At 34.8% G+C, this 20732-nt stretch carries 23 protein-coding genes; 22 read left to right on the forward strand and 1 reads right to left on the reverse strand.

All coding sequences use genetic code 11. The features are described from left to right. Positions 1 to 35 precede the first annotated feature (35 nt). The 9 genes from ABC346_RS13490 to ABC346_RS13530 all read left to right on the forward strand — a co-directional run bounded on the left by ABC346_RS13490 (position 36) and on the right by ABC346_RS13530 (position 6493). Positions 36 to 1298, forward strand: coding sequence for a tetratricopeptide repeat protein (locus tag ABC346_RS13490; protein WP_413235334.1), 1263 nt, complete (start codon positions 36 to 38; stop codon positions 1296 to 1298). A 185-nt stretch (positions 1299 to 1483) separates the two neighbouring features. Then, a complete protein-coding gene (locus ABC346_RS13495; protein ID WP_413235335.1) occupies positions 1484 to 2038 on the forward strand; it encodes a ReoY family proteolytic degradation factor in 555 nt (184 codons plus the stop codon). A 145-nt stretch (positions 2039 to 2183) separates the two neighbouring features. Beyond that, positions 2184 to 2642, forward strand: coding sequence for a YpiF family protein (locus tag ABC346_RS13500; protein ID WP_413235336.1), 459 nt, complete (start codon positions 2184 to 2186; stop codon positions 2640 to 2642). A gap of 157 nt (positions 2643 to 2799) precedes the next feature. Beyond that, the gene (locus ABC346_RS13505; RefSeq protein WP_413235337.1) at positions 2800 to 3312 is read left to right on the forward strand and encodes a QcrA and Rieske domain-containing protein; all 513 of its coding nucleotides are present in this window, start codon (positions 2800 to 2802) and stop codon (positions 3310 to 3312) included. 6 nt (positions 3313 to 3318) lie between these two features. Then, the gene (gene qcrB, locus ABC346_RS13510; RefSeq protein ID WP_413235338.1) at positions 3319 to 3993 is read left to right on the forward strand and encodes a menaquinol-cytochrome c reductase cytochrome b subunit; all 675 of its coding nucleotides are present in this window, start codon (positions 3319 to 3321) and stop codon (positions 3991 to 3993) included. 15 nt (positions 3994 to 4008) lie between these two features. After that, positions 4009 to 4782 carry a menaquinol-cytochrome c reductase cytochrome b/c subunit gene (locus ABC346_RS13515; RefSeq protein ID WP_413235339.1) on the forward strand — a complete coding sequence of 258 codons (774 nt, stop codon included), beginning with the start codon at positions 4009 to 4011 and terminating at the stop codon, positions 4780 to 4782. Positions 4783 to 4853: 71 nt separating this feature from the next. Beyond that, complete coding sequence (lhaT, locus tag ABC346_RS13520) at positions 4854 to 5429, forward strand: lipoprotein heptaprenylglyceryl N-acetyltransferase LhaT (RefSeq protein ID WP_413235340.1); 576 nt, start codon at positions 4854 to 4856, stop codon at positions 5427 to 5429. Between the two features lie 61 nt (positions 5430 to 5490). Next, a complete protein-coding gene (locus ABC346_RS13525; RefSeq protein WP_413235341.1) occupies positions 5491 to 5757 on the forward strand; it encodes a sporulation protein YpjB in 267 nt (88 codons plus the stop codon). Between the two features lie 55 nt (positions 5758 to 5812). After that, positions 5813 to 6493 carry a zinc metallopeptidase gene (locus tag ABC346_RS13530; RefSeq protein ID WP_413236556.1) on the forward strand — a complete coding sequence of 227 codons (681 nt, stop codon included), beginning with the start codon at positions 5813 to 5815 and terminating at the stop codon, positions 6491 to 6493. Between the two features lie 60 nt (positions 6494 to 6553). On the opposite strand, the gene ABC346_RS13535 is transcribed toward ABC346_RS13530, so the two are convergent. Next, positions 6554 to 7423, reverse strand: a complete 870-nt coding sequence (locus tag ABC346_RS13535; protein WP_413235342.1) for a YitT family protein — start codon at positions 7421 to 7423, stop codon at positions 6554 to 6556. Positions 7424 to 7585: 162 nt separating this feature from the next. On the opposite strand from ABC346_RS13535, the gene ABC346_RS13540 reads away from it, so the two are divergent. The 13 genes from ABC346_RS13540 (at position 7586) to nth (ending at position 20701) form a co-directional block, all read left to right on the forward strand. After that, positions 7586 to 7927 carry a nucleotide pyrophosphohydrolase gene (locus ABC346_RS13540; RefSeq protein WP_413235343.1) on the forward strand — a complete coding sequence of 114 codons (342 nt, stop codon included), beginning with the start codon at positions 7586 to 7588 and terminating at the stop codon, positions 7925 to 7927. A 6-nt stretch (positions 7928 to 7933) separates the two neighbouring features. Next, complete coding sequence (dapB, locus tag ABC346_RS13545) at positions 7934 to 8731, forward strand: 4-hydroxy-tetrahydrodipicolinate reductase (protein WP_413235344.1); 798 nt, start codon at positions 7934 to 7936, stop codon at positions 8729 to 8731. A 22-nt stretch (positions 8732 to 8753) separates the two neighbouring features. After that, complete coding sequence (mgsA, locus tag ABC346_RS13550) at positions 8754 to 9176, forward strand: methylglyoxal synthase (protein ID WP_413235345.1); 423 nt, start codon at positions 8754 to 8756, stop codon at positions 9174 to 9176. Next, the gene (bshA, locus tag ABC346_RS13555) at positions 9173 to 10300 is read left to right on the forward strand and encodes an N-acetyl-alpha-D-glucosaminyl L-malate synthase BshA (RefSeq protein WP_413236557.1); all 1128 of its coding nucleotides are present in this window, start codon (positions 9173 to 9175) and stop codon (positions 10298 to 10300) included. Before mgsA ends, bshA begins: the two co-directional genes overlap by 4 nt. Before the next feature lie 10 nt (positions 10301 to 10310). Next, positions 10311 to 11516, forward strand: a complete 1206-nt coding sequence (locus ABC346_RS13560) for a CCA tRNA nucleotidyltransferase (protein WP_413235346.1) — start codon at positions 10311 to 10313, stop codon at positions 11514 to 11516. Then, on the forward strand, positions 11492 to 12478 hold the full coding sequence (locus ABC346_RS13565; protein WP_413235347.1) for a biotin--[acetyl-CoA-carboxylase] ligase: 987 nt from the start codon (positions 11492 to 11494) through the stop codon (positions 12476 to 12478). Before ABC346_RS13560 ends, ABC346_RS13565 begins: the two co-directional genes overlap by 25 nt. A 308-nt stretch (positions 12479 to 12786) precedes the next feature. Continuing rightward, entirely contained in the window at positions 12787 to 13170 is a 384-nt protein-coding gene (gene panD / locus ABC346_RS13570; RefSeq protein WP_413235348.1) for an aspartate 1-decarboxylase, read from the forward strand. Between the two features lie 64 nt (positions 13171 to 13234). Next, positions 13235 to 16054 carry an ATP-dependent DNA helicase DinG gene (gene dinG, locus ABC346_RS13575; RefSeq protein ID WP_413235349.1) on the forward strand — a complete coding sequence of 940 codons (2820 nt, stop codon included), beginning with the start codon at positions 13235 to 13237 and terminating at the stop codon, positions 16052 to 16054. A gap of 193 nt (positions 16055 to 16247) precedes the next feature. After that, positions 16248 to 16763 carry a cell wall elongation regulator TseB-like domain-containing protein gene (locus tag ABC346_RS13580; protein WP_413235350.1) on the forward strand — a complete coding sequence of 172 codons (516 nt, stop codon included), beginning with the start codon at positions 16248 to 16250 and terminating at the stop codon, positions 16761 to 16763. A 16-nt stretch (positions 16764 to 16779) separates the two neighbouring features. Then, on the forward strand, positions 16780 to 17964 hold the full coding sequence (locus tag ABC346_RS13585) for a pyridoxal phosphate-dependent aminotransferase (protein ID WP_413235351.1): 1185 nt from the start codon (positions 16780 to 16782) through the stop codon (positions 17962 to 17964). Positions 17965 to 17977: 13 nt separating this feature from the next. Further along, complete coding sequence (gene asnS, locus ABC346_RS13590; protein ID WP_413235352.1) at positions 17978 to 19270, forward strand: asparagine--tRNA ligase; 1293 nt, start codon at positions 17978 to 17980, stop codon at positions 19268 to 19270. Positions 19271 to 19360: 90 nt separating this feature from the next. Then, the gene (locus ABC346_RS13595) at positions 19361 to 20038 is read left to right on the forward strand and encodes a DnaD domain-containing protein (protein WP_413235353.1); all 678 of its coding nucleotides are present in this window, start codon (positions 19361 to 19363) and stop codon (positions 20036 to 20038) included. 3 nt (positions 20039 to 20041) lie between these two features. Beyond that, the gene (gene nth / locus ABC346_RS13600) at positions 20042 to 20701 is read left to right on the forward strand and encodes an endonuclease III (protein ID WP_413235354.1); all 660 of its coding nucleotides are present in this window, start codon (positions 20042 to 20044) and stop codon (positions 20699 to 20701) included. Positions 20702 to 20732 lie beyond the last annotated feature (31 nt).

Genomic DNA, 20732 nt, shown 5'->3' on the forward strand with positions numbered 1-20732 from the left:
TGATAGATATGAATGAAGATAGAAAGGGTGTTCCAATGAATACCATTCAAGAGGCAATGCAGTTAGCAGAGAACAACGAAACAGAACAAGCAATTGCAAGGTTAAAAGAATATGAAAAGATTGCAAGTGATGATGAACTATATACAATATCAGAATTGTATTTACAGTGGGGTTTTTTAATAGAAGCACGAACTATACTAGAAAAATTATTAGAAAAATATCCTGAAGAAACAGATTTAAAATTATCTTTATCAGATATTTTCATTGAATCGCAAGAAGATGAGTTAGCAATTGCGATTTTGAATGAGATTGATCATGATGACCCTGGATATATTCAAGCTTTAGTACAACTGGCTGATTTATATCAGGCACAGGGCCTGTTTGAAGTGTCTGAGCAAAAGCTATTTGAAGCAAAACAACTAGCTCCAAACGAAGTGATTATTGATTTTGCCTTAGGTGAGCTATTCTTCTCAATAGGAGAATATCTTAAAGCAATTACGTATTATGAAAAAGTAATTCCAAAACAAACCAGTGTTGGTCATATTAATATTGAGGATCGATTGGGTGAAGCACTGGCAGCGGTTGGTGAATATGAAAAAGCTTTAACCTATTTTAAAGAAGAAGAAAACCCAGATCCAGATAAATTGTTTAAACATGGGATCACAGCACATCAAGCAGATAGAAATGATATTGCTATAAAAGCTTGGGAACATGTGTTAGAACTCGATAGTGATTATCATACTGTATATGAACAACTCGCTAAGGTATATGTAGAAGAAGGTATGTTAGAAGAAGCATATAAAATGGTGAAAAAAGGTATTGAAAGAGATGAATATCAAAAAGAGTTATTCTTTACAGCAGGTGATATTGCCCATCAGCTTGGCTATAATCAAGAGAGCGAAAATTATATTAGACAAGCTATAGCGCTAGAACCCGACTATAAAGAAGCTATTTTATTTATGATTGAACTATTGAAATCACGTGATGCTTACGAGGATATTGTAGAGTTAATTACATCCATTAAACAAGCAGGTGCAGATGATCCACTCTATGATTGGGAACATGCAAAGGCAAATGTTGAATTAGAATTGTTTGATGATGCATTAAACAGCTATCAAGAAGCATATAATAGCTTACAACAAGATAGCGACTTCTTAAAAGAATATGGATATTTCTTAACAGAAGAAGGGCGTATTCAGGAAGCAATCCACGTATTTGAAAAGTATATTACAGAAGAACCAATGGATGAAGATGTTGTTTCTTATACGGAGCGTCTAAAACTCGATGTAGAACAATGAACCTTATTCAAGGTCCAATCGTCCCTAAAAACTTCTACCTCAAAACATAAATAAAGTTATAATGAGGTAAGAGAGAGATAAGAGACGTTCATACCCTGATTAGTTCATGAAAACAGGAAGGGGATAAAATGCCTTTCTGCTGATTTGGAGATTCACTTTATTTAATTGTGGAGAGGGGAGAGGGAATGCTGTCGCCAGTTACTGCCAAGGATAAGAAGAGTTTTATTCAATGGTTTCTTAATCATTACCGGTTAAAGAAACGGGAAAGTGTGTGGATATTAAATTATTTAGTTAACCATAGTGATTTGTTGGCGAATGTTCACTTTGTTAGAGACGTAAAATATTGCCCAAGAGGTATTATGATGACTAGTCATTGTTCTGATGAAGTACCATTTCGGTTTTATAAGAATCACTTAGTGACAACTGATGCAGAGAAATCGTTTCATGATATTCGTTTAAATCAAAACGAACCGCTCTATGTACAGCTGAACTTTCGAAAATCAAATCAACATTCTTATTATGCATCTGTTTTGGAAGAGAACCCCTTCATTCCAGAGGATTACTACTTAACAACAGATGACAAAGAAACCGCAAATAATTTACTTGATCACTTACTATTTGAACAGAAGAGGAACAAAATTATTTTCGATATTGATCAAGCATTAGATAATGGCGATAAAGAACTTTTTAACAAACTCTCCAAAAAATTAGAAAAATTGTCATCAAATCGTCAAAAATAAGTATAGAGAAAATGCCGAACGAAATTAAATTTTGTTCGGCATTTTAATGATTTTCTAGTTATTGAATCAATTGGATAACTATAACAATTTATCTCAAAAAATGATACAATACGAACGAGGAAGCAGTAGAAGGGATGGCAGTCGCATGAAATGGATAAGAGAAGATATTAATACATATGATGGAGCGAAAGAATTTGTTGATACGTTGATAATTCCGTTAAGCCCATTTCAGTTAGTAAACACAAATGAAGCAAAAAAACTTTCCAGTCAATATGAAGAGATGAACTTAATGGTTAAGGAACTGGAAAAGGAATTAATGGGGAGAGTATTATTAACTCCTAATTATACATATCTAAAAACGACCGATAAAAAAGCAGAAGTACAACGTATTAATCAATGGACAAGCCATGTTAAGGAATTGCCATTTGAACATGTTATATTTATTACTTTTGATCCTAGCTGGAGAAAAGAATCACAAAACTTAGAAGGAGAAGTAGTATGGTTACCTTCTATTCAACTGGATTCTTCTAATTCAAATGAAATACAACGCATAATTCGAGAGCAGGTAGGGCAAACTGTAGAACTGATAAGATCATTCTGGTAAACGGATGTCAAAAAATATCACAATATTATACGAATTGTTGCATATGCCTTCGATTATATATTGACCGGATTATAAGATTGCGCTATCATTGGTATTGTCCTAGTAATCTAATTTAATCTAATGATGTCCGTGATTATTGTAAAGAGGGGGGAATAACATGAGTGATGAAAAACAGCAAGTATCCCGAAGACAGTTTTTAAACTATACACTTACTGGTGTAGGGGGTTTTATGGCAGCTGGACTGCTTATTTCTCCAGTAAGAATGGCAATTGACCCAGTCTTAAAAAGTACTGAAGGCGGAGACTTGGCAAATGTAGGTTTAGCTGTCGATGATATCACATCTGATCCACAACGAATTGATTGGACAATTGACCAAGTAGATGGTTGGTATGAATCAGAAGTAAATCGCTCAGCATGGGTATATCGAAATGATAATGATGAAATTGTAGCTTTTTCCCCAGTTTGTAAGCATTTAGGTTGTGTAGTTTCTTGGGAAGGTAATGAAAGTTATCCAAATGAATTCTTCTGTCCTTGCCATAACGGTCGTTACTACAAAGATGGGACAAACGTTCCTGGTACACCACCGTTACAACCATTAGATGTTTATGAGCAGGAAGTAAGGGATGGCATGCTATTCCTAGGCGAAGCAAAACCATACGGGGAGGCGTAATGAACAATGTTACAAAAGATTTATGATTGGATTGACGACCGCATTGATATTACGCCGATATGGCGCGATATCGCTGATCATGAAGTGCCGGAACATGTTAATCCCGCACATCATTTTTCCGCATTTGTTTACTGTTTTGGAGGATTAACATTCTTCGTAGTAGTTATTCAAATCTTATCTGGCATGTTCCTAACAATGTACTATGTACCAGATATTGAGAATGCATGGAAATCTGTATATTACTTACAAACAGAAGTTGCACATGGACAAATTGTACGCGGAATGCACCATTGGGGTGCCAGTGTTGTTATCGTAATGCTATTACTACATACTTTACGTGTATTTTTCCAAGGTGCATATAAAAAGCCACGTGAACTTAACTGGATAGTCGGAGTGCTTATATTCTTTGTAATGTTAGGTTTAGGTTTTACAGGTTATTTATTACCATGGGATAACAAAGCATACTTCGCAACTCAAGTTGGTCTAGAAATTGCAGAACAAGTACCGTTTATTGGAGAACAATTAAAAACATTGCTAGCTGGAGATGCAACGATTGTTGGAGCGCAAACATTAACTAGATTCTTTGCGATTCACGTATTCTTCTTACCAGGTGTATTATTTGCACTATTAGCAGTACACTTTATTCTCATCCGTAGACAAGGTATTTCAGGACCACTATAAAAAGGAGGGCAACCAATGCATAAGGGTAAAGGTATGAAATTCGTAGGAGATTCTCGTATTTCTGCGGAGAGAAAACCAAATGTACCGAAAGATTATTCGGAGTATCCTGGTAGAACTGAAGCGTTTTGGCCCAACTTTTTATTAAAAGAATGGTTGGCTGGAGCAGTATTCCTTGTTGGTTTCTTGTGTTTAACACTTGCGCATCCATCTCCTCTAGAAGGAGTGGCTGATCCAACTGATGCTGCATATATACCTCTACCAGATTGGTACTTTTTATTCTTGTACGAGTTATTGAAATATGAATTTGCTAGTGGAGATTGGACATTAATGGGTATCATTGTTTTACCTGGAATCGCGTTTGGTGCATTATTACTTGCACCATTCCTAGATAAAGGACCAGGAAGACGACCACACCAACGACCAATTGCAGTAGGTATGATGCTTTTAGCATTAGCTTCTGTTATTTGGTTAACGTATACGTCAGCTGCTGTAGTAGATTGGGAAGGCCGTGCAGAAGCAAACAAACCTGTTCCCGAATCTGAGGTTTCTATAGACACAGAACATCCAGGTTATGCTGCATACGAAAATAGCTGTTTGTCTTGTCATGGCGGAGAACTTGAAGGTGGTGCAGGACCAGCGCTAGTTGGTATTGACTATTCTAAAGAAGAGATTATGACAATCGCTACTGATGGTATTGGGTCCATGCCTGCTGATCAGTTCCAAGGCTCTGAAGAAGAGTTAGATCAATTAGCTGAATTTATTATTTCAGTAAATGAAGAAACTGAATAAATTATAGGAAAAACACCTTTGCCTTTCATAGGTAAAGGTGTTTTTCCACATAAAAGAGAGGCATTATTATCATGATTCGATACATACTACAAGATAAAAAATTTATAATTTCCTTGTTTATTATCAATTTATTCGGAACGATATATGGATATTATTGGTATGGGTGGCAACTAGAGATAACACCACCAATTTTTATTCCATTTGTACCAGATAGCCCAACAGCGAGTTTATTCTTTACAGTATTTCTACTGTTCTTCTTATTTGGGAGAAATATTCCTTTTATAGAAGCGCTAGCTATTGTATCGTTATTTAAATACGGTATTTGGGCAGTAGTGATGAATCTCCTTACACTTTATGTAGATGGATATCTTCATCCTACAGGATATATGTTAATGGCATCTCATTTAGGTATGGCAGTTCAAGGACTATTGTATGCACCGTTTTATAAAATAAAGCTGAAACACTTGGCATTAGCAAGTATTGTCGTATTGCATAATGATATTATAGACTATGTATTCGGGCATATGCCAATGTATGGAAGTCTCTCCTCATTTACAAATGAAATAGGTTATTTTACGTTTTGGTTAAGCATTCTTTCCATTAGTATCGCCTATTGGCTTACGATTCATCAAAGAACGAAGAACTGACATATGAACTATCATCTCATCATACACTGGAATAACAAGAAAAATGGATGAGGTGATCTCTATGGGAGACAGAAAGCGACGACTTGTCCGATTGATGACTACAGTGTTCATAGGGATTTTCTTTTTTGACGTTCACTCCGTTGCAGCAAGTAGTTTATCCTCTTATTCAATAATTCATAGTGGTATGGTACTTTCCCCCTTTTCTTTAGGAGTTATAATTGTAGGTGGATGTATTATCGGTACATTATCTTATGTAAGTTGGAGAAAATATAAAGCAGAAGTAAAAGGTGAAAGTAAAGCTCGTAAAAACGACAAATCAGTTGACTAAAGAAAGGAACCTGACTAAAATTGACCTTAAGAGATAATAAATGGAGGAATGGAAAATGGGGCTAGGAGCATATTTAATTTACATTGCTTTGTTAATGATTATACCAATGCTTGCTCAAGCGAAGGTAAAAAGCACTTATACAAAATTCTCAAAGAAACCAACATCCTCCGGTATGACCGGAGCAGATGTTGCTCGTAAGATCTTAGATGATAATGGATTATACGATGTCCAAATCGGCAGGGTAAAAGGTACATTAACGGACCATTATGATCCACGTAAGAAAATCGTTAATTTATCTGAAGGGATTTATAGCGGGCGTTCAATGGCATCTTCTGCTGTAGCTGCACATGAGGTTGGACACGCTATTCAAGATCAACAGGAATATGCGTTTTTAAAATTTAGAAGTGCATTAGTACCAGTGGCAAACTTTGGATCAAATATTTCCATGTTTTTAATTATCGCAGGTATTATATTCAGTGCGACTAATTTATTACTGTTTGGAATTATTTTCTTTGCAGCAGCAGTATTATTTCAACTTGTTACTTTACCTGTTGAGTTTGATGCATCTAATCGAGCAATGACCCAAATGATTTCAGCAGGTGTTATACGGAACGATGAAGAACGTGAAACGAAGAAAGTGTTAAATGCAGCAGCAATGACATATGTAGCGGCAGCACTTGTAGCTGTAGCTGAATTAGTAAGATTTATTCTTATCTATGCGGCAAATCGTGAATAATAAATAAATTAAACACCCAAATGGAGTTTTTATCTTCCATATGGGTGTTTTTGCATTCGACTAGATTTCGATTGGTTTTTTGTTCTCATCTAATGTAAAACCTTCACCCATGACATCATGTACAGTTGTTAGCGATACGAATGCATGAGGATCAGTTTGTTCAATAATTGATTTTAAGCGGACAATTTCATTTCGAGCTACAACACAGTATAGTACATTTCTTTTTTCTTTCGAATAACTTCCTTCGCCATTTAAGATCGTAACTCCTCTATCCATCTTCTCCATGATCTCATTAGCAATTTGTTGATTAGAGTTGGATATAATTATTGCACCTCTAGCGGAATATGCACCTTCTTGAATAAAGTCAATTACTCTAGCACCTATGTAAACAGCTACAAGTGTATACATACCTTGGGCCAGGTCAAGAATAACAAAAATAGATGTTACGATAACGATGAAGTCAAAAACAAACATTGCTTTACCAATACTCCACCCGATATATTTATTTACTATTCGTGCTATAATATCTACTCCACCGGTAGTACCACCGTACCGGAAGATTATTCCAAGACCTATCCCAATAAAAACTCCAGCAAATAAAGCTACCAACGTCATGTCGTTCTCCAAATGAATTGGAAAAGTATTTAATTGAAATAACCAAAGGAAGAAAGAAACTGCAAACGTACCAATCACAGTATACATAAAAGTATTTCTACCTAACAATTTCCATCCTATAAAAAACACGGGGATATTAAGTACTAAATTACTGATTGCTGGATCAACGTCCCATAAGAAATATAAAAGCAACGTAATCCCTGTAAATCCACCTTCACCAAGGTTATGCTGCATGTTAAAGTGAACAACTCCAAATGAAAATATTGCTGAACCGAGTAATATAAAACCAATATTTTTTAATTTCAATCCAAACATAATCCTATCCTCCTAAAGCCGATTATTCGAAAAATACCAAACCAATCTAATTATAGTCAAAATCTAATCAACAAACAATAAATCTAAAAAACCTATTATTTGTCAAAACGTTGTCTTTTAGCTACCATTAAAGGGTAATAAGGAAGATGGAGGCGAGTTCTAATGACAAAACGTGTACATAATATTGAAGACATTCAATCAGTAACCGATGATTACATATCTCAATTTAAAGAAGGTTATTTTTCTCCATTAGCACTAATGGCAAGACTAAGTGAAGAAACCGGAGAACTTGCGAGGGAAATAAATCATTACTATGGAGAAAAACCAAAAAAAGCAACAGAAAATATAAAAACGGTGGAAGAAGAGGTTGGCGATATTATATTTGTACTCGCTTGCTTAGCAAATTCACTGGATTTTCAGTTGTCTGATGCTTTCCAACAATCTATAGAGAAATTTGAAACACGCGATAAAGATCGATGGACAAGAATAGATAAAGGAGAATGATTAATAATGTCAATAAATATAATTGTAGCTGGACCTAGAGGGAAAATGGGACATGAGGCAGTACAAATGATTACAAAAGAAGAATCCTTCCGTCTTCTGGCTTGTTTAGATCATAAATATGATGGATATAAACTATCGGATTTAGATGATTTTTCGAACGATCTTCAAATACCGATCTACACAGATATTGAAACTTGTTTAAATGAACATCAAGCGGATGTGTTTGTAGATTTAACTACACCAGAAGTTGGATACAAACATACAAAGATCGCATTGCAGCATAAAGTTCGACCTGTAGTAGGTACAACTGGATTTACAGATGAACAATTAATTGAACTGAATGAACTAGCTAAAAAACAAAAACGAGGATGTATTATTGCGCCTAATTTTGCAATCGGAGCTGTGTTAATGATGAAGTTTTCAAAAATGGCTGCAGAGTACTTCCCTAATGTAGAGATTTTAGAAAAGCATCATGATCAAAAATTAGATGCACCATCTGGTACTGCAAAGAAAACAGCAGAATTAATAAAAGAAGTTCGTGAAAGTAAAAAACAAGGCCATCCGAACGAAGAAGAAACAATACCTGGTGCACGAGGAGCTGATATGGATGGTATGCGTGTACATAGTATGCGTCTTCCAGGGTTAGTAGCACATCAGGAAGTAATCTTTGGTGGAGCAGGACAAACGTTAACGATACGACATGATTCAATGAATCGTGCTTCTTTTATGGATGGAATCAAAGAATGTGTTCATCGAGTAATGGAATTAGAAGAACTTATTTATGGTTTGGAAAATCTATTATAAGTAAAATTAAGGGGATGAAGTCATGAATATTGCGTTAATCGCACATGATCAAAAAAAAGAAGACATGATTCAATTTACTACTGCTTACAGCTATGTGTTATCTAAACACCATTTATATGCTACCGGAACAACCGGATTAAAAATTTCAAATGCAACCGGATTACAAGTGCATCGTTTCCAATCAGGACCACTGGGTGGCGATCAACAAATCGGTGCAATGATTGCAAATAGCGAAATGGATCTGGTCATCTTTTTCCGTGACCCTCTAACAGCTCAACCACATGAACCGGATGTGAGTGCATTGATGCGGTTATGCGATGTCTACCAGGTGCCTTTAGCAACCAATATTGCTGGTGCGGAGATTTTTATTCATGGGCTTAAGCGAGGAGATTTAAATTGGAGAGAGATTATAAAAGAAAGAAAGAAGAAAGAAGGTACACAGTGAAAAAAATTGGTATTACTTGTTATCCTACTGTAGGAGGATCTGGTGTCATCGCTACAGAGTTAGGAAAATTATTAGCTGAGCAAGGGCATGAGATTCATTTTATTACTTCAAGTGTACCTTTTCGATTAGATAAAGTTTACCCGAAAGTATATTATCATCAAGTAGAAATGAGTCACTATCCTGTGTTTCAGTATCCACCATATGATTTAACGTTAGCTGCAAAAATGGCTGAGGTAATAGATCGAGAAAAACTAGATATATTACATGTACATTACGCCATGCCTCATGCCATATGTGCAATTCTAGCTAGAGATATCGCAAAACATCCGGTTAAGATCGTTACTACTCTGCACGGTACCGATATTACTGTTTTAGCAATTGACAATGCATTTAAATCGATTATTCGACATGGTATTGAACAATCTGATGCTGTTACTGCAGTATCAGATAGTCTGGTTCAACAAACAATTGGAATGTTAGATACAGAAAAACCAATTCAAGTTATCTATAACTTTATAAATGAACATCAATATTATCCAAAAAATATGCTTGAATTAAAGAGTCAATACGGAATCGAAATAAATGAAAAGGTGTTAATTCATATTTCAAATTTCCGACAGGTAAAAAGAGTTCAAGATGTTATCCATACATTTAAACAAGTACAAGATCACATTCAGAGCCAACTACTACTTATTGGAGATGGCCCAGAATATGGAAATATGGTTCGTTTAGTTAATGAATTAGGTCTTAAAGATAAAGTACAGTTTTTAGGTAAACAAAATAATATTAGTGATATCTTATCTATTGCCGATATTATGTTATTAATGTCTGAGAAAGAAAGTTTCGGTCTTGTCTTATTAGAAGCGATGGCATGTGGCGTACCCGGGATTGGAACTAACATTGGAGGAATACCAGAAGTACTCATTCATGAAGAAACTGGATATATTGTTGAACTTGGTGATACCGGTAAAGCTGCTAAATATACGATAGATTTACTAAATGACAATAAAAAATGGCATGCTTTTTCTAATAACTCACTAGCGCATGTAAAAAAGCATTTTGCTTCTAATACGATTGTAAACCAATATGAAGCGTTGTACGATAAAGTTTTACAAGAAAAATAGGTGAGGTGGAATGATGTTATCTGAACCTTTTACAAAAGCTTCCTCTATATTGAATACACTAGCGTCTAATGGCTATGAAGGATATTTTGTTGGAGGATGTGTAAGAGACTTTCTCTTAAAAAAAGATATTCACGATATTGATATTGCTACTTCTGCGACACCTAGTGAGGTTATTACACTGTTTCCAAAAGTAATTCCGGTCGGTATGGAGCACGGTACGGTAATTGTTCGACAGGGAGGCGAATCGTATGAAGTTACTACTTATCGACTAGATGGCGAGTATACAGATTACCGTCGACCAAACGAAGTACGTTTTGTTACGAATTTAGCGGAAGATTTGCGGCGTCGTGATTTTACAATGAATGCATTGGCGATGGATAGTAATGGTCGCATAACGGATTTATTCCATGGCAAAGAAGATTTAGAAAAGAAGTTAATTCGTACAGTTGGAAATGCTGAAGAGCGATTTCAAGAAGATGCATTACGAATTCTTCGTGCGGTTCGTTTTTCAAGTCAGTTAGGTTGTACGATACAAGCAGACACATTCCAAGCGATGTATGTCATTCGATCACAAATTCAACATCTCGCAGTAGAAAGAATAACAGCGGAGCTCACGAAGTTATTTCAGGGATACCATGTTGCTAAAGCAATTCAGTATATTATTGATTTACGCCTTGATGAGCAGCTTCCGATTTTTGAAGCGGGGAATAGTGATATTTTTAAAGAAATTAAAAAAAATATTATTCCGCTGCAATCATTCTCAGAAGTGATTGCAGTATTCCATCAATTAGAGCCAACCATTAAGATACATGATTGGATAAGGAAATATAAGTGCTCTAACCATATTAAAAACGATGCTTTAAAATTAATTAACGCTTTTCAATTTTATCGCTCTCATGGATTAGACAATTGGCTTCTCTATATTCTTCCAAAAAAACTTTGGGCTGGTTGGATTCGCCTTGTCTTCGTTATGGATCATACTACAATTCAACACGAACAATTAGAAGAAATAGACGCAATACTTCCTATCAAGGAACGAGCAGACTTGGATGTAAACGGAAATGATTTGATAGATTGGTTTCCTCAACGGTCAAAAGGAAAGTGGATTAAACAGATTTTGGAAGAGATCGAGTATTTAGTAGTAACGATGCAACTAGCTAATGAGAAAAAAATAATAAAGGAATGGGTATTATGCAATCAACAAGAGCCAAATTAATCGAGATACTATCTAATCATCGTGAAGCTTATGCATCTGGGCAACGCCTTTCTGAACTATTAAATATTTCACGTAACGCTGTTTGGAAACATATGAAGGAATTGGAAAAAGACGGATATGTAATTGAAGCTAAACCAAGAAAAGGATATCGTATTATCTTATCACCGAATAAAATCAGCACAAATACAATACGATGGGGCTTAGAAACGGATTGGTTAGGTAAAGAAATTATTCATAAAACCTCCGTTGGTTCAACTCAACTTGTCGGTCATGAAGTAGCGCAGAATGGAGCAACACATGGGACCATTATAATAGCAGATCAACAAACTGCTGGAAGAGGAAGAGTTCAAAAAAATTGGGACTCTAATGGCGATGGATTATGGATGACAATAATTCTGCGCCCTAATATCCCTCCCAATCGTGCATCAGAATTGACCTTACTTACTGCAGTTGCAATTACAGATGCAATACAGCAAATAACAAATATTAACCCTTTAATTAAATGGCCCAATGATATTTTAGTTAATCAAAAAAAGTTATGTGGGATATTAACAGAAATGCAAGCGGAACAAGATCAAGTGCAATATATCCTCATTGGAATTGGATTGAATGTAAATCAATCGAGTCAACTTTGGGACAAAGAATTACAAAAAATAGCTACGTCTTTATACCAAGAGACAGGACATACGTTTGAAAAACACATACTTTTGCAACAGATTTTATTACAATTTGAACGTACGTATAACGATTATCTTAAACAAGGATTTCTCCCTATTAAACAACGGTGGGAAGAACACGCGTTTAAAATTGGCTCCGAAATCGATATAACCACATTTCATGAACAATGGGTAGGAAAGTTTTTAGGAATTTCAGATGAAGGAGCTTTGTTAGTGGAATCTTCAGAGGGGAAGCCTATTAAGCTATATTCAGCAGACATCAAATGGTTTTCACGATCGAATTAACGTTTAGAAATATATTGATTGTTTAAGTTTTAAGCTGTTTAAAACTATTTATTGTGGACGAAAGCATAAAGTTTCTGTTGCTCTAAAATTCATTGAAAGAACTTAACTCGTTGTTGACGGTGTTTGAAATCCTGCTATCATTGTAAAAGAGGAAAAATACTTGAATCAAAAAATAATAGTTCATGTCTTAATGAGACATTACGTGGATACTTTAAAAGACACTGTAATTAAATACTAGCTGCCAATACCTTTAAAGGGATGTAATAGGACATAACTTTTTTTATCGTTGAGAATAAGGAGATGGAATCATGTATCGTACGATGATGAAAAGTAAAATTCATCGAGCTGTTGTCACAGAAGCAAATTTAAACTACGTAGGTAGTATTACTATTGATGAAGCTATTTTAGCTCAAGTTGATATTCTACCTAATGAAAAGGTTCAAATCGTCAATAATAATAATGGTGCTCGATTAGAGACATATGTTATTGCTGGAGAAAAAAATAGTGGAACTATTTGTCTAAATGGTGCTGCTGCAAGACTTGTTCAACCAGGAGATACTGTAATTATTATTGCCTATGCACTTTTATCACAAGAAGAACTTAGCACTTTTCATCCCAAGGTAGCAATCATGGACGAAAACAACCATATTAAGCAAATGATAGAACAAGAACCTCCAATGACGGTAATGTAATGTCTTAAAACTCTTATTCGTTTTCTTATTTTATTCCTAAGGTAGAAAGGGAGGTGAAGCATAAATGAATCGTTTCGTCGTAATCGATCTAGAAACAACTGGTCATGCCCCTTCAAAAAATGACAAGATCATTGAAATAGGTATGGTTATTATCGAGGATAATGAAATTATTGATACGAAAACGACTTTCTTTAATCCAGATCAGCCAATTCCACCATTTATAACTAATTTAACAGGTATTTCTGATGAAGATGTTGCAGACGCTCCTTTATTTAAGGAGAAAGCTTCTACAATTACTTCATTACTGGAAGATAGTTATATCATTGCACATAACGTAAATTTCGATTTAGGGTTTCTAAATGCGGAACTTAAAGAAAATGGAATAGATCGTCTGCATAATTTAGTATTAGATACAGTAGAATTATCAAGGATTTTATTCCCGACAGCTCCCGGATATAAATTAAGTCAATTATCTGATCATTTCAATTTGCAGCATGATGATCCACATAGAGCTTTGTCTGATGCATATGTAACAGCAAAGCTATTTCAAAAACTACTTGATAAAATCAATCAACTGCCATATGAAACAATTGAACAGTGGCTAAAATTAGAAGGTGCGTTCATTTCTGATATCAAAGAAATACTAATGAATAGGTTGGATGATTTAGCTTTTTCTACAGATCAGCAACCATCTATAAAAACCTTTCAAGGTTTAGCTTTTCAAATGAAAGAAGTTGAAGCGAGAGAACTACATAGTGTAGAAACATCCTTTGGTACGTACTTAGATACAATTTATGAAGAAAACGGTAAATTATCTCAGCATCTGTCAAAGTATGAAAAACGGTCAGGTCAACAAGAGATGTCTGAAACCATTTATGACGCTTTCACTTCTAAAAGTCATGCGTTGATAGAAGCAGGTACTGGTACTGGAAAATCACTAGCTTATCTTCTTCCAGCCGTATACTATGCAGTAAAACAAAAACAAAAGGTAATTATTAGCACCCATACCACGCAACTACAATCACAGCTATTAGATGAGGAAATACCACTTATACATACAATAAGTGAAATTCCTTTTCAAGCGGCTTTATTAAAGGGGAAAAATCATTACATTAGCTTAGAAAAATTCTTCATTGAACTTTATGAGCAAGGTCAAGATAATTATGATGTAGCACTTACAAAAGCAATGTTATTAGTTTGGATTACAGAGACGGAAACCGGTGATATAGATGAAGTACAATTGCCGACCAGTGGATATATTTTCTTTAGGAAAATTTCTTCGGATACAGAAAAGTCGGTTAATCCTCAATCTCCTTGGTTTCAATATTCTTATTATCAACAAGCTAGAAAAAAAGCACAACGAGCAAATATAATAATTACGAACCATGCGTTATTGTGTACCGATATGTTTAATGATTATGCTTTTCTTCCTTCTTATGAACGGGTAATTATTGACGAAGCTCATCATTTTGAAGAACAAGCAGCACATCATTATGGTTTAAAAATGGACTACATGAGTATGCAATTTACATGTAACCAAATGGGCTCATCAGAAGAAGATAAGCTATTTGGTAATTATGTACAAGCTTATCAATTATCTAGTGTCGAGATTCCATTACATGATTGGAATGATACGTTAAAAAGTGCAAAGCAAGAGATTGAAGATCTTTTTCAAACTATATATCATTACGTCTCCAAACAACACTTAAGTAATCAAGCTTTAAGTGACGTAGGTAGAATACAATATCGAATGGATACGGAGAAGGAAACTGGTGAGTCGTGGCAAGTAATATTAGATATGTCATCTCGACTAAGTTTATACTTTCGAGATCTTATTCATATTCTTTTTATGGTTGAACAAAGAATTATCCAAGAAGATCAATCTGAAAAAAATCATAGAGAAGAATTATTACAAATGGTCGAATTGTTGCAAAGGTATATAGATGGATTAGAGCTAATGTTTTTCTCTAATGGAGAAGTAGAACAAATTAAATGGATTGAAATAGATAAAAAAGGCCAAAATCACTCTGTATTTTTGTATAGTGAACCAGCAAATGTAGCAGAACTTTTAGAAAACGAGTTTTTCAATGAAAAAGAAAGTGTAGTAATGACGAGTGCAACATTAACGATGAATCACTCATTCTCCTTTATGAAGAAACGATTAGGTCTATCTTCACATTCGTGTATTACAGAACAAATTGAATCACCGTTTGCTTATGATCAACAAGTACAAATGTTTGTACCGAATGATTTTCCGAACATCAAGTACGGAAATATAGATGATTTTGTCTATGCGACAGCAGAAGCAATTATATCCTTAGCCGAGATAACATCTGGAAGGATGCTTGTATTATTTACTTCATATGAGATGTTAAGAAAAGCGTATTATGTTTTAAAAGAAACGATGGAAACGGACAAATATATGCTCATTGGACAAGGTATTACTAGTGGAAGTAGAGCACGCTTAAAGAAAAATTTTCAATCATTTGACCAAGCGATTCTTTTAGGTACTAGTTCATTTTGGGAAGGTGTGGATATTCCAGGAGATGATTTATCATCTTTAGTCATTGTTAGATTACCTTTTCAGCCACCAAATCATCCTGTAGTTGAAGCAAAATCGGCAATTTTGAAGAAACATAAACAAAATCCGTTTATGGAACTTTCATTGCCCAATGCAGTGATTAAATTTAAACAAGGATTTGGCAGGTTAATACGTTCATCTAGCGATAGAGGAATTGTCTTTGTATGCGATGCTCGTATTGTTCATGCAAGATACGGAAAGTATTTTACAGAATCTATACCAAAGGTTCCCATCCATTATGATTCTACACAAGAACTAATCACTAAAGCGGAACAATGGTATAAAAAAACTGATGCCTTTTAATAGGCATCAGAACAATAATTAAAGAACAATCGAATTGGTCGGTAAAATTTTTACATCAAAACAGCAATCATCTTTTTGACGTGTTATTATTATTTACAGATGATTATTTGCTATGTATAGTAAATAAAAGAAAATTACACTTCGTATAATTTTAAAATTATACTTCAATTAGAATGGGATCGGATGGATATTTATGACGAACACGAAACGTAAATGGTTAGTTTATTCGCTTGTTGGTATAGGTATTATTTTAATTTCGTTGCTTGCCTATTGCATTTACTTATATCAAGTCATTAATGATAGTAGAACATCAGAAATGGACACAACAACCACCCAGTTATTACAACAAACTTCTTATGTAGATATCCATTCCATTGAATCATTTCATGGAACAAACAGTTATCATGTTTTAGAAGCAACGAATGAAGCAGGTGAAGATAAACTGGTCTTTTATCCACTGGAAGGCGAACAGCGACAATTAAAAGTTTTTGACATGGAAGATATGTTATCAAAAGATACATTAATTGAGAGCTGGCAGTCATCATGTGATTCTTGTAAGCTTGTAAATGTAACTCCTGCATTAATGGAGGAGGAAGCTTATTGGGAAATAACATATCATGATAATGAAAATAATTATGTGATGAATTATCATTCCATTACAGATGGTTCTTTACAAGAACAATATAAATATCCAAAGATGTTTAATTAGTGAGAGGGGAAAAAACATGGAATTAGCACAAAGAGTTCAAACATTAACTCCATCATCTACATTAGCGATAACTGCTAAAGCAAAAGATTTAAAAAAACAAGGATTTGATGTAATTGGCTTAGGAGCAGGTGAGCCAGATTTTAATACACCGGAATATATTATGGCTGGTGCTCAGCAAGCGATGAACAATGGTCTAACAAAGTATACTCCTGCTGGTGGTATTGCGGAGTTAAAACTTGCAATTATTGACAAATTTCAAAAAGATAACGGACTTTCCTATAATGACAAGCAAATTATCGTGACAAACGGGGCAAAACATGCTTTATATACACTTTTCCAAGTTATCTTAAACAAGGAAGACGAAGTGATTATTCCATCACCATATTGGGTTAGTTATCCTGAACAAGTAAAACTTGCTGAAGGAAATCCAGTTATTTTACCTGCAGCTGAGAATAATAATTTCAAAATTACACCAAAACAATTAGAAGAGGCTATTACTGCAAAAACAAAAGCAGTGATTATTAATTCACCATCTAATCCAACAGGTCTAATGTATTCTAAAGAAGAATTAGCAGCTCTTGGTGAAGTATGTCTTAGACATAATATCATTATTGTTTCAGACGAAATTTATGAAAAATTGATTTATACAACTAAAGAGCATGTATCTATCGCTTCCATATCTGACGAATTATATAATCAGACAATAATTATAAATGGGGTTTCTAAATCACATGCAATGACTGGTTGGAGAATTGGCTATGCTGCAGGTAATGAAAAGATTATTAAAGCGATGACCAATCTTGCTTCTCATTCAACATCAAACCCTACATCGATTGCACAATATGGAGCACTAGCGGCATATACGAAAGATCCAGGTGATATATCTTTAGAATATCAGAAAATATTCGCTGAGCGATTAGATGCTTTTTATAAATTAATTCAAGATATTCCTGGAATGGAATGCATTAAACCAGAAGGCGCATTTTATCTGTTTCCTAATGCAATAAAAGCAGCTGAAATGAATGGTTTTGCAACGGTAGATGAATGGGTAGCTGCACTTTTAGAAGAAGAGAAAGTTGCATTAGTACCTGGTTCTGGATTTGGATCACCAGATAATGTACGGTTATCTTATGCATTATCAACTGAAGAACTTACTGAAGCAGCTAATCGAATTCATCGATTCGTTCTAAATCATAAATAATGGAGGACTTACCATGAAAATTACAATTGCACAGGCACCACAATATGTAGAAAAAGAAGTAACCATTGGTGCATGGTTATCTAACAAACGCTCAAGCGGTAAAATTGCTTTTTTACAATTACGTGATGGAACAGGGTTTATGCAAGGTGTCGTAGTGAAAAGTGATGTATCTGAAGATGTATTTACCACATCAAAAAACATTACACAAGAATCATCCCTATACGTGACTGGTAAAATTGTTGAAGATACACGCTCTGACTTTGGATATGAAATGCAAGTGTCCAATGTTGAATTGATTCATGAAGCTCATGACTATCCAATTACACCTAAAGAACATGGAACAGAATTCTTAATGGATCACCGTCATCTATGGCTACGTTCCAAAAAGCAACATGCTGTAATGAAAATTAGAAATGAAATTATTCGTTCTACGTATGAGTATTTTAATGAAGAGGGATTTGTAAAAGTAGATCCACCGATACTTACTGGATCTTCTGCAGAAGGTACTACAGAGCTATTCCATACGAAGTATTTTGATGAAGAAGCATACCTATCACAAAGCGGACAACTATACATGGAAGCAGCTGCAATGGCATTAGGAAAAGTATTTTCATTTGGTCCAACTTTCCGTGCGGAAAAATCAAAAACAAGAAGGCATCTTATCGAATTTTGGATGATTGAACCTGAGATGGCATTTGTTGAACACGAAGATAGCTTGAAAATCCAAGAAAACTATGTCAGCCATATTGTTCAATCTGTATTAACAAATTGTAAATTGGAGCTATCCATTCTTGAAAGAGACCTCTCTAAATTAGAAAAGATAAAAGCTCCATTTCCGAGAATTTCTTATGATGAAGCCATAGATATGTTAAAAGAAAAAGGCTTCGATGATATTGAATGGGGAGAGGACTTTGGTGCACCGCATGAAACTGCGATTGCGGAAAGCTATGATATGCCAGTATTTATAACCAATTATCCGAAAGATATTAAAGCATTTTATATGAAGCCAGATCCTAATCGATCTGATGTCGTTTTATGTGCGGATCTAATTGCTCCGGAAGGTTATGGTGAAATTATAGGTGGTTCCCAACGAATTGATGATTTAAAACTAATGGAACAGCGTTACGAAGAACATGGACTAACTGGACCGGCGTATCAATGGTACTTAGAACTACGTAAGTACGGAAGTGTACCACATTCTGGATTTGGATTAGGATTAGAACGTACAGTAGCCTGGTTATCTGGAGTAGAACATGTTCGTGAAACAATCCCATTCCCACGTCTACTAAATCGTCTATATCCTTAATATTAAGGAATCGATCCCTTGCATTTTTCGCGAGGGATTTTTCTTTCTAATCTAATTGTACATGCTATACTGTTATTGAGGTGCTTACCAATGAAAAAGACAAATATACAATTACAAGAAATTTTAAAAGATCAACTTAGTATTCCAGCCAAACTTCTTACTGATTATCATCTATTAGGTCTTCAGGAAGCAGAGGTAATGATGATTTTACAATTACTGCGATTTTCGGAAAAAAATAATGATTTTCCAACTCCGTCAGAATTGGCACAATTTGTTAGTTTTGATGAAAAACAATGTGCTCAAATTTTACGTAAATTACTTCAACAAGGCTTATTAACTATAGAGAAAAATGAACAAGTCGAACCTTATAGTGAATCTTATTCTCTAGAACCCTTGTGGGAAAAGTTATACACATCACAACAAGAAAATAGTGAACCTGAAGATCCAATTGGTACCATTTTTATTCTTTTTGAACAAGAATTCGGTAGACCACTATCTCCGTTTGAAATTGAGACCATCAACTCTTGGATAGATGTAGATGAGATAGAATCATCATTAATTAAAGCAGGATTAAGAGAATCTGTATTAATGGGGAAACTTAATTTTAAATATATAGATAGGATCTTAAGAGAGTGGAAGAGGAAAGGGGTTCATTCCGTGCAGGATGCTCGGAAAGCAAGCCAACCATTTCATCAAAATCAACAAGCTTCATCAAGCAACCAAAAAAGAGATACATCGTTTTACTATAATTGGCTAGAGGGGGAATAAACAGTGCTAAACCAAATACAAATACGATATTGCTTAGATGCCATGGCAGAGATGTTCCCTGATGCAAAAGGAGAATTGGAACATTCTAATCCTTTTGAACTGGTTATTGCCGTTCTTTTGTCTGCCCAATGTACAGATAAACTTGTAAATAAAGTAACTGCGGATCTTTTTCAAAAATATAAAACACCGGAAGATTATTTATCTGTCGATTTAAACGAACTAGAAAATGATATTCGTTCTATCGGACTATATCGCTCCAAAGCAAAAAATATACAGAAACTTTGTCGAATGTTATTAGATGAATATAATGGAAAAGTTCCATCGTCAAAAGAGGAGCTAGTAAAATTAGCAGGCGTTGGGAGAAAGACAGCCAATGTCGTTGCATCAATTGCATTTAATGAGCCATCTATAGCGGTAGACACACATGTAGAACGTGTATCCAAACGTCTTGGTATATGTAAATGGAAAGATAGTGTTCTTGAAGTAGAAAATACTTTAATGAGAAAAGTACCTCGAGATGAATGGAGTGTAACACATCATCGAATGATATTTTTTGGCAGGTACCATTGCAAAGCAAGAAATCCGCAATGCCCGGAATGCCCACTTCTTGAATTATGTAGAGAAGGAAAGAAAAGAATGAAGAAACTAGCAGTTGCAGAATAACTATTATCCATAAGAATGTTTAATAATACTA

The sequence above is a fragment of the Oceanobacillus phoenicis genome, assembly GCF_047238145.1.
Taxonomy (GTDB): domain Bacteria; phylum Bacillota; class Bacilli; order Bacillales; family Amphibacillaceae; genus Oceanobacillus.

What these genes read in the sequence shown, in the direction of transcription:
- ABC346_RS13530 (WP_413236556.1), top strand. Translation starts at nt 5,813, where the DNA reads ATGGGGCTAGGAGCATATTTAATTTACATTGCTTTGTTAATGATTATA.
- ABC346_RS13490 (WP_413235334.1), top strand. Translation starts at nt 36, where the DNA reads ATGAATACCATTCAAGAGGCAATGCAGTTAGCAGAGAACAACGAAACA.
- ABC346_RS13525 (WP_413235341.1), top strand. Translation starts at nt 5,491, where the DNA reads ATGGGAGACAGAAAGCGACGACTTGTCCGATTGATGACTACAGTGTTC.
- ABC346_RS13495 (WP_413235335.1), top strand. Translation starts at nt 1,484, where the DNA reads ATGCTGTCGCCAGTTACTGCCAAGGATAAGAAGAGTTTTATTCAATGG.
- ABC346_RS13540 (WP_413235343.1), top strand. Translation starts at nt 7,586, where the DNA reads ATGACAAAACGTGTACATAATATTGAAGACATTCAATCAGTAACCGAT.
- asnS (WP_413235352.1), top strand. Translation starts at nt 17,978, where the DNA reads ATGAAAATTACAATTGCACAGGCACCACAATATGTAGAAAAAGAAGTA.
- ABC346_RS13580 (WP_413235350.1), top strand. Translation starts at nt 16,248, where the DNA reads ATGACGAACACGAAACGTAAATGGTTAGTTTATTCGCTTGTTGGTATA.
- ABC346_RS13560 (WP_413235346.1), top strand. Translation starts at nt 10,311, where the DNA reads ATGATGTTATCTGAACCTTTTACAAAAGCTTCCTCTATATTGAATACA.
- ABC346_RS13535 (WP_413235342.1), bottom strand. Translation starts at nt 7,423, where the DNA reads ATGTTTGGATTGAAATTAAAAAATATTGGTTTTATATTACTCGGTTCA.
- qcrB (WP_413235338.1), top strand. Translation starts at nt 3,319, where the DNA reads ATGTTACAAAAGATTTATGATTGGATTGACGACCGCATTGATATTACG.
- lhaT (WP_413235340.1), top strand. Translation starts at nt 4,854, where the DNA reads ATGATTCGATACATACTACAAGATAAAAAATTTATAATTTCCTTGTTT.
- ABC346_RS13505 (WP_413235337.1), top strand. Translation starts at nt 2,800, where the DNA reads ATGAGTGATGAAAAACAGCAAGTATCCCGAAGACAGTTTTTAAACTAT.
- ABC346_RS13595 (WP_413235353.1), top strand. Translation starts at nt 19,361, where the DNA reads ATGAAAAAGACAAATATACAATTACAAGAAATTTTAAAAGATCAACTT.
- ABC346_RS13585 (WP_413235351.1), top strand. Translation starts at nt 16,780, where the DNA reads ATGGAATTAGCACAAAGAGTTCAAACATTAACTCCATCATCTACATTA.
- dinG (WP_413235349.1), top strand. Translation starts at nt 13,235, where the DNA reads ATGAATCGTTTCGTCGTAATCGATCTAGAAACAACTGGTCATGCCCCT.
- ABC346_RS13500 (WP_413235336.1), top strand. Translation starts at nt 2,184, where the DNA reads ATGAAATGGATAAGAGAAGATATTAATACATATGATGGAGCGAAAGAA.
- mgsA (WP_413235345.1), top strand. Translation starts at nt 8,754, where the DNA reads ATGAATATTGCGTTAATCGCACATGATCAAAAAAAAGAAGACATGATT.
- panD (WP_413235348.1), top strand. Translation starts at nt 12,787, where the DNA reads ATGTATCGTACGATGATGAAAAGTAAAATTCATCGAGCTGTTGTCACA.
- ABC346_RS13515 (WP_413235339.1), top strand. Translation starts at nt 4,009, where the DNA reads ATGCATAAGGGTAAAGGTATGAAATTCGTAGGAGATTCTCGTATTTCT.
- ABC346_RS13565 (WP_413235347.1), top strand. Translation starts at nt 11,492, where the DNA reads ATGCAATCAACAAGAGCCAAATTAATCGAGATACTATCTAATCATCGT.
- dapB (WP_413235344.1), top strand. Translation starts at nt 7,934, where the DNA reads ATGTCAATAAATATAATTGTAGCTGGACCTAGAGGGAAAATGGGACAT.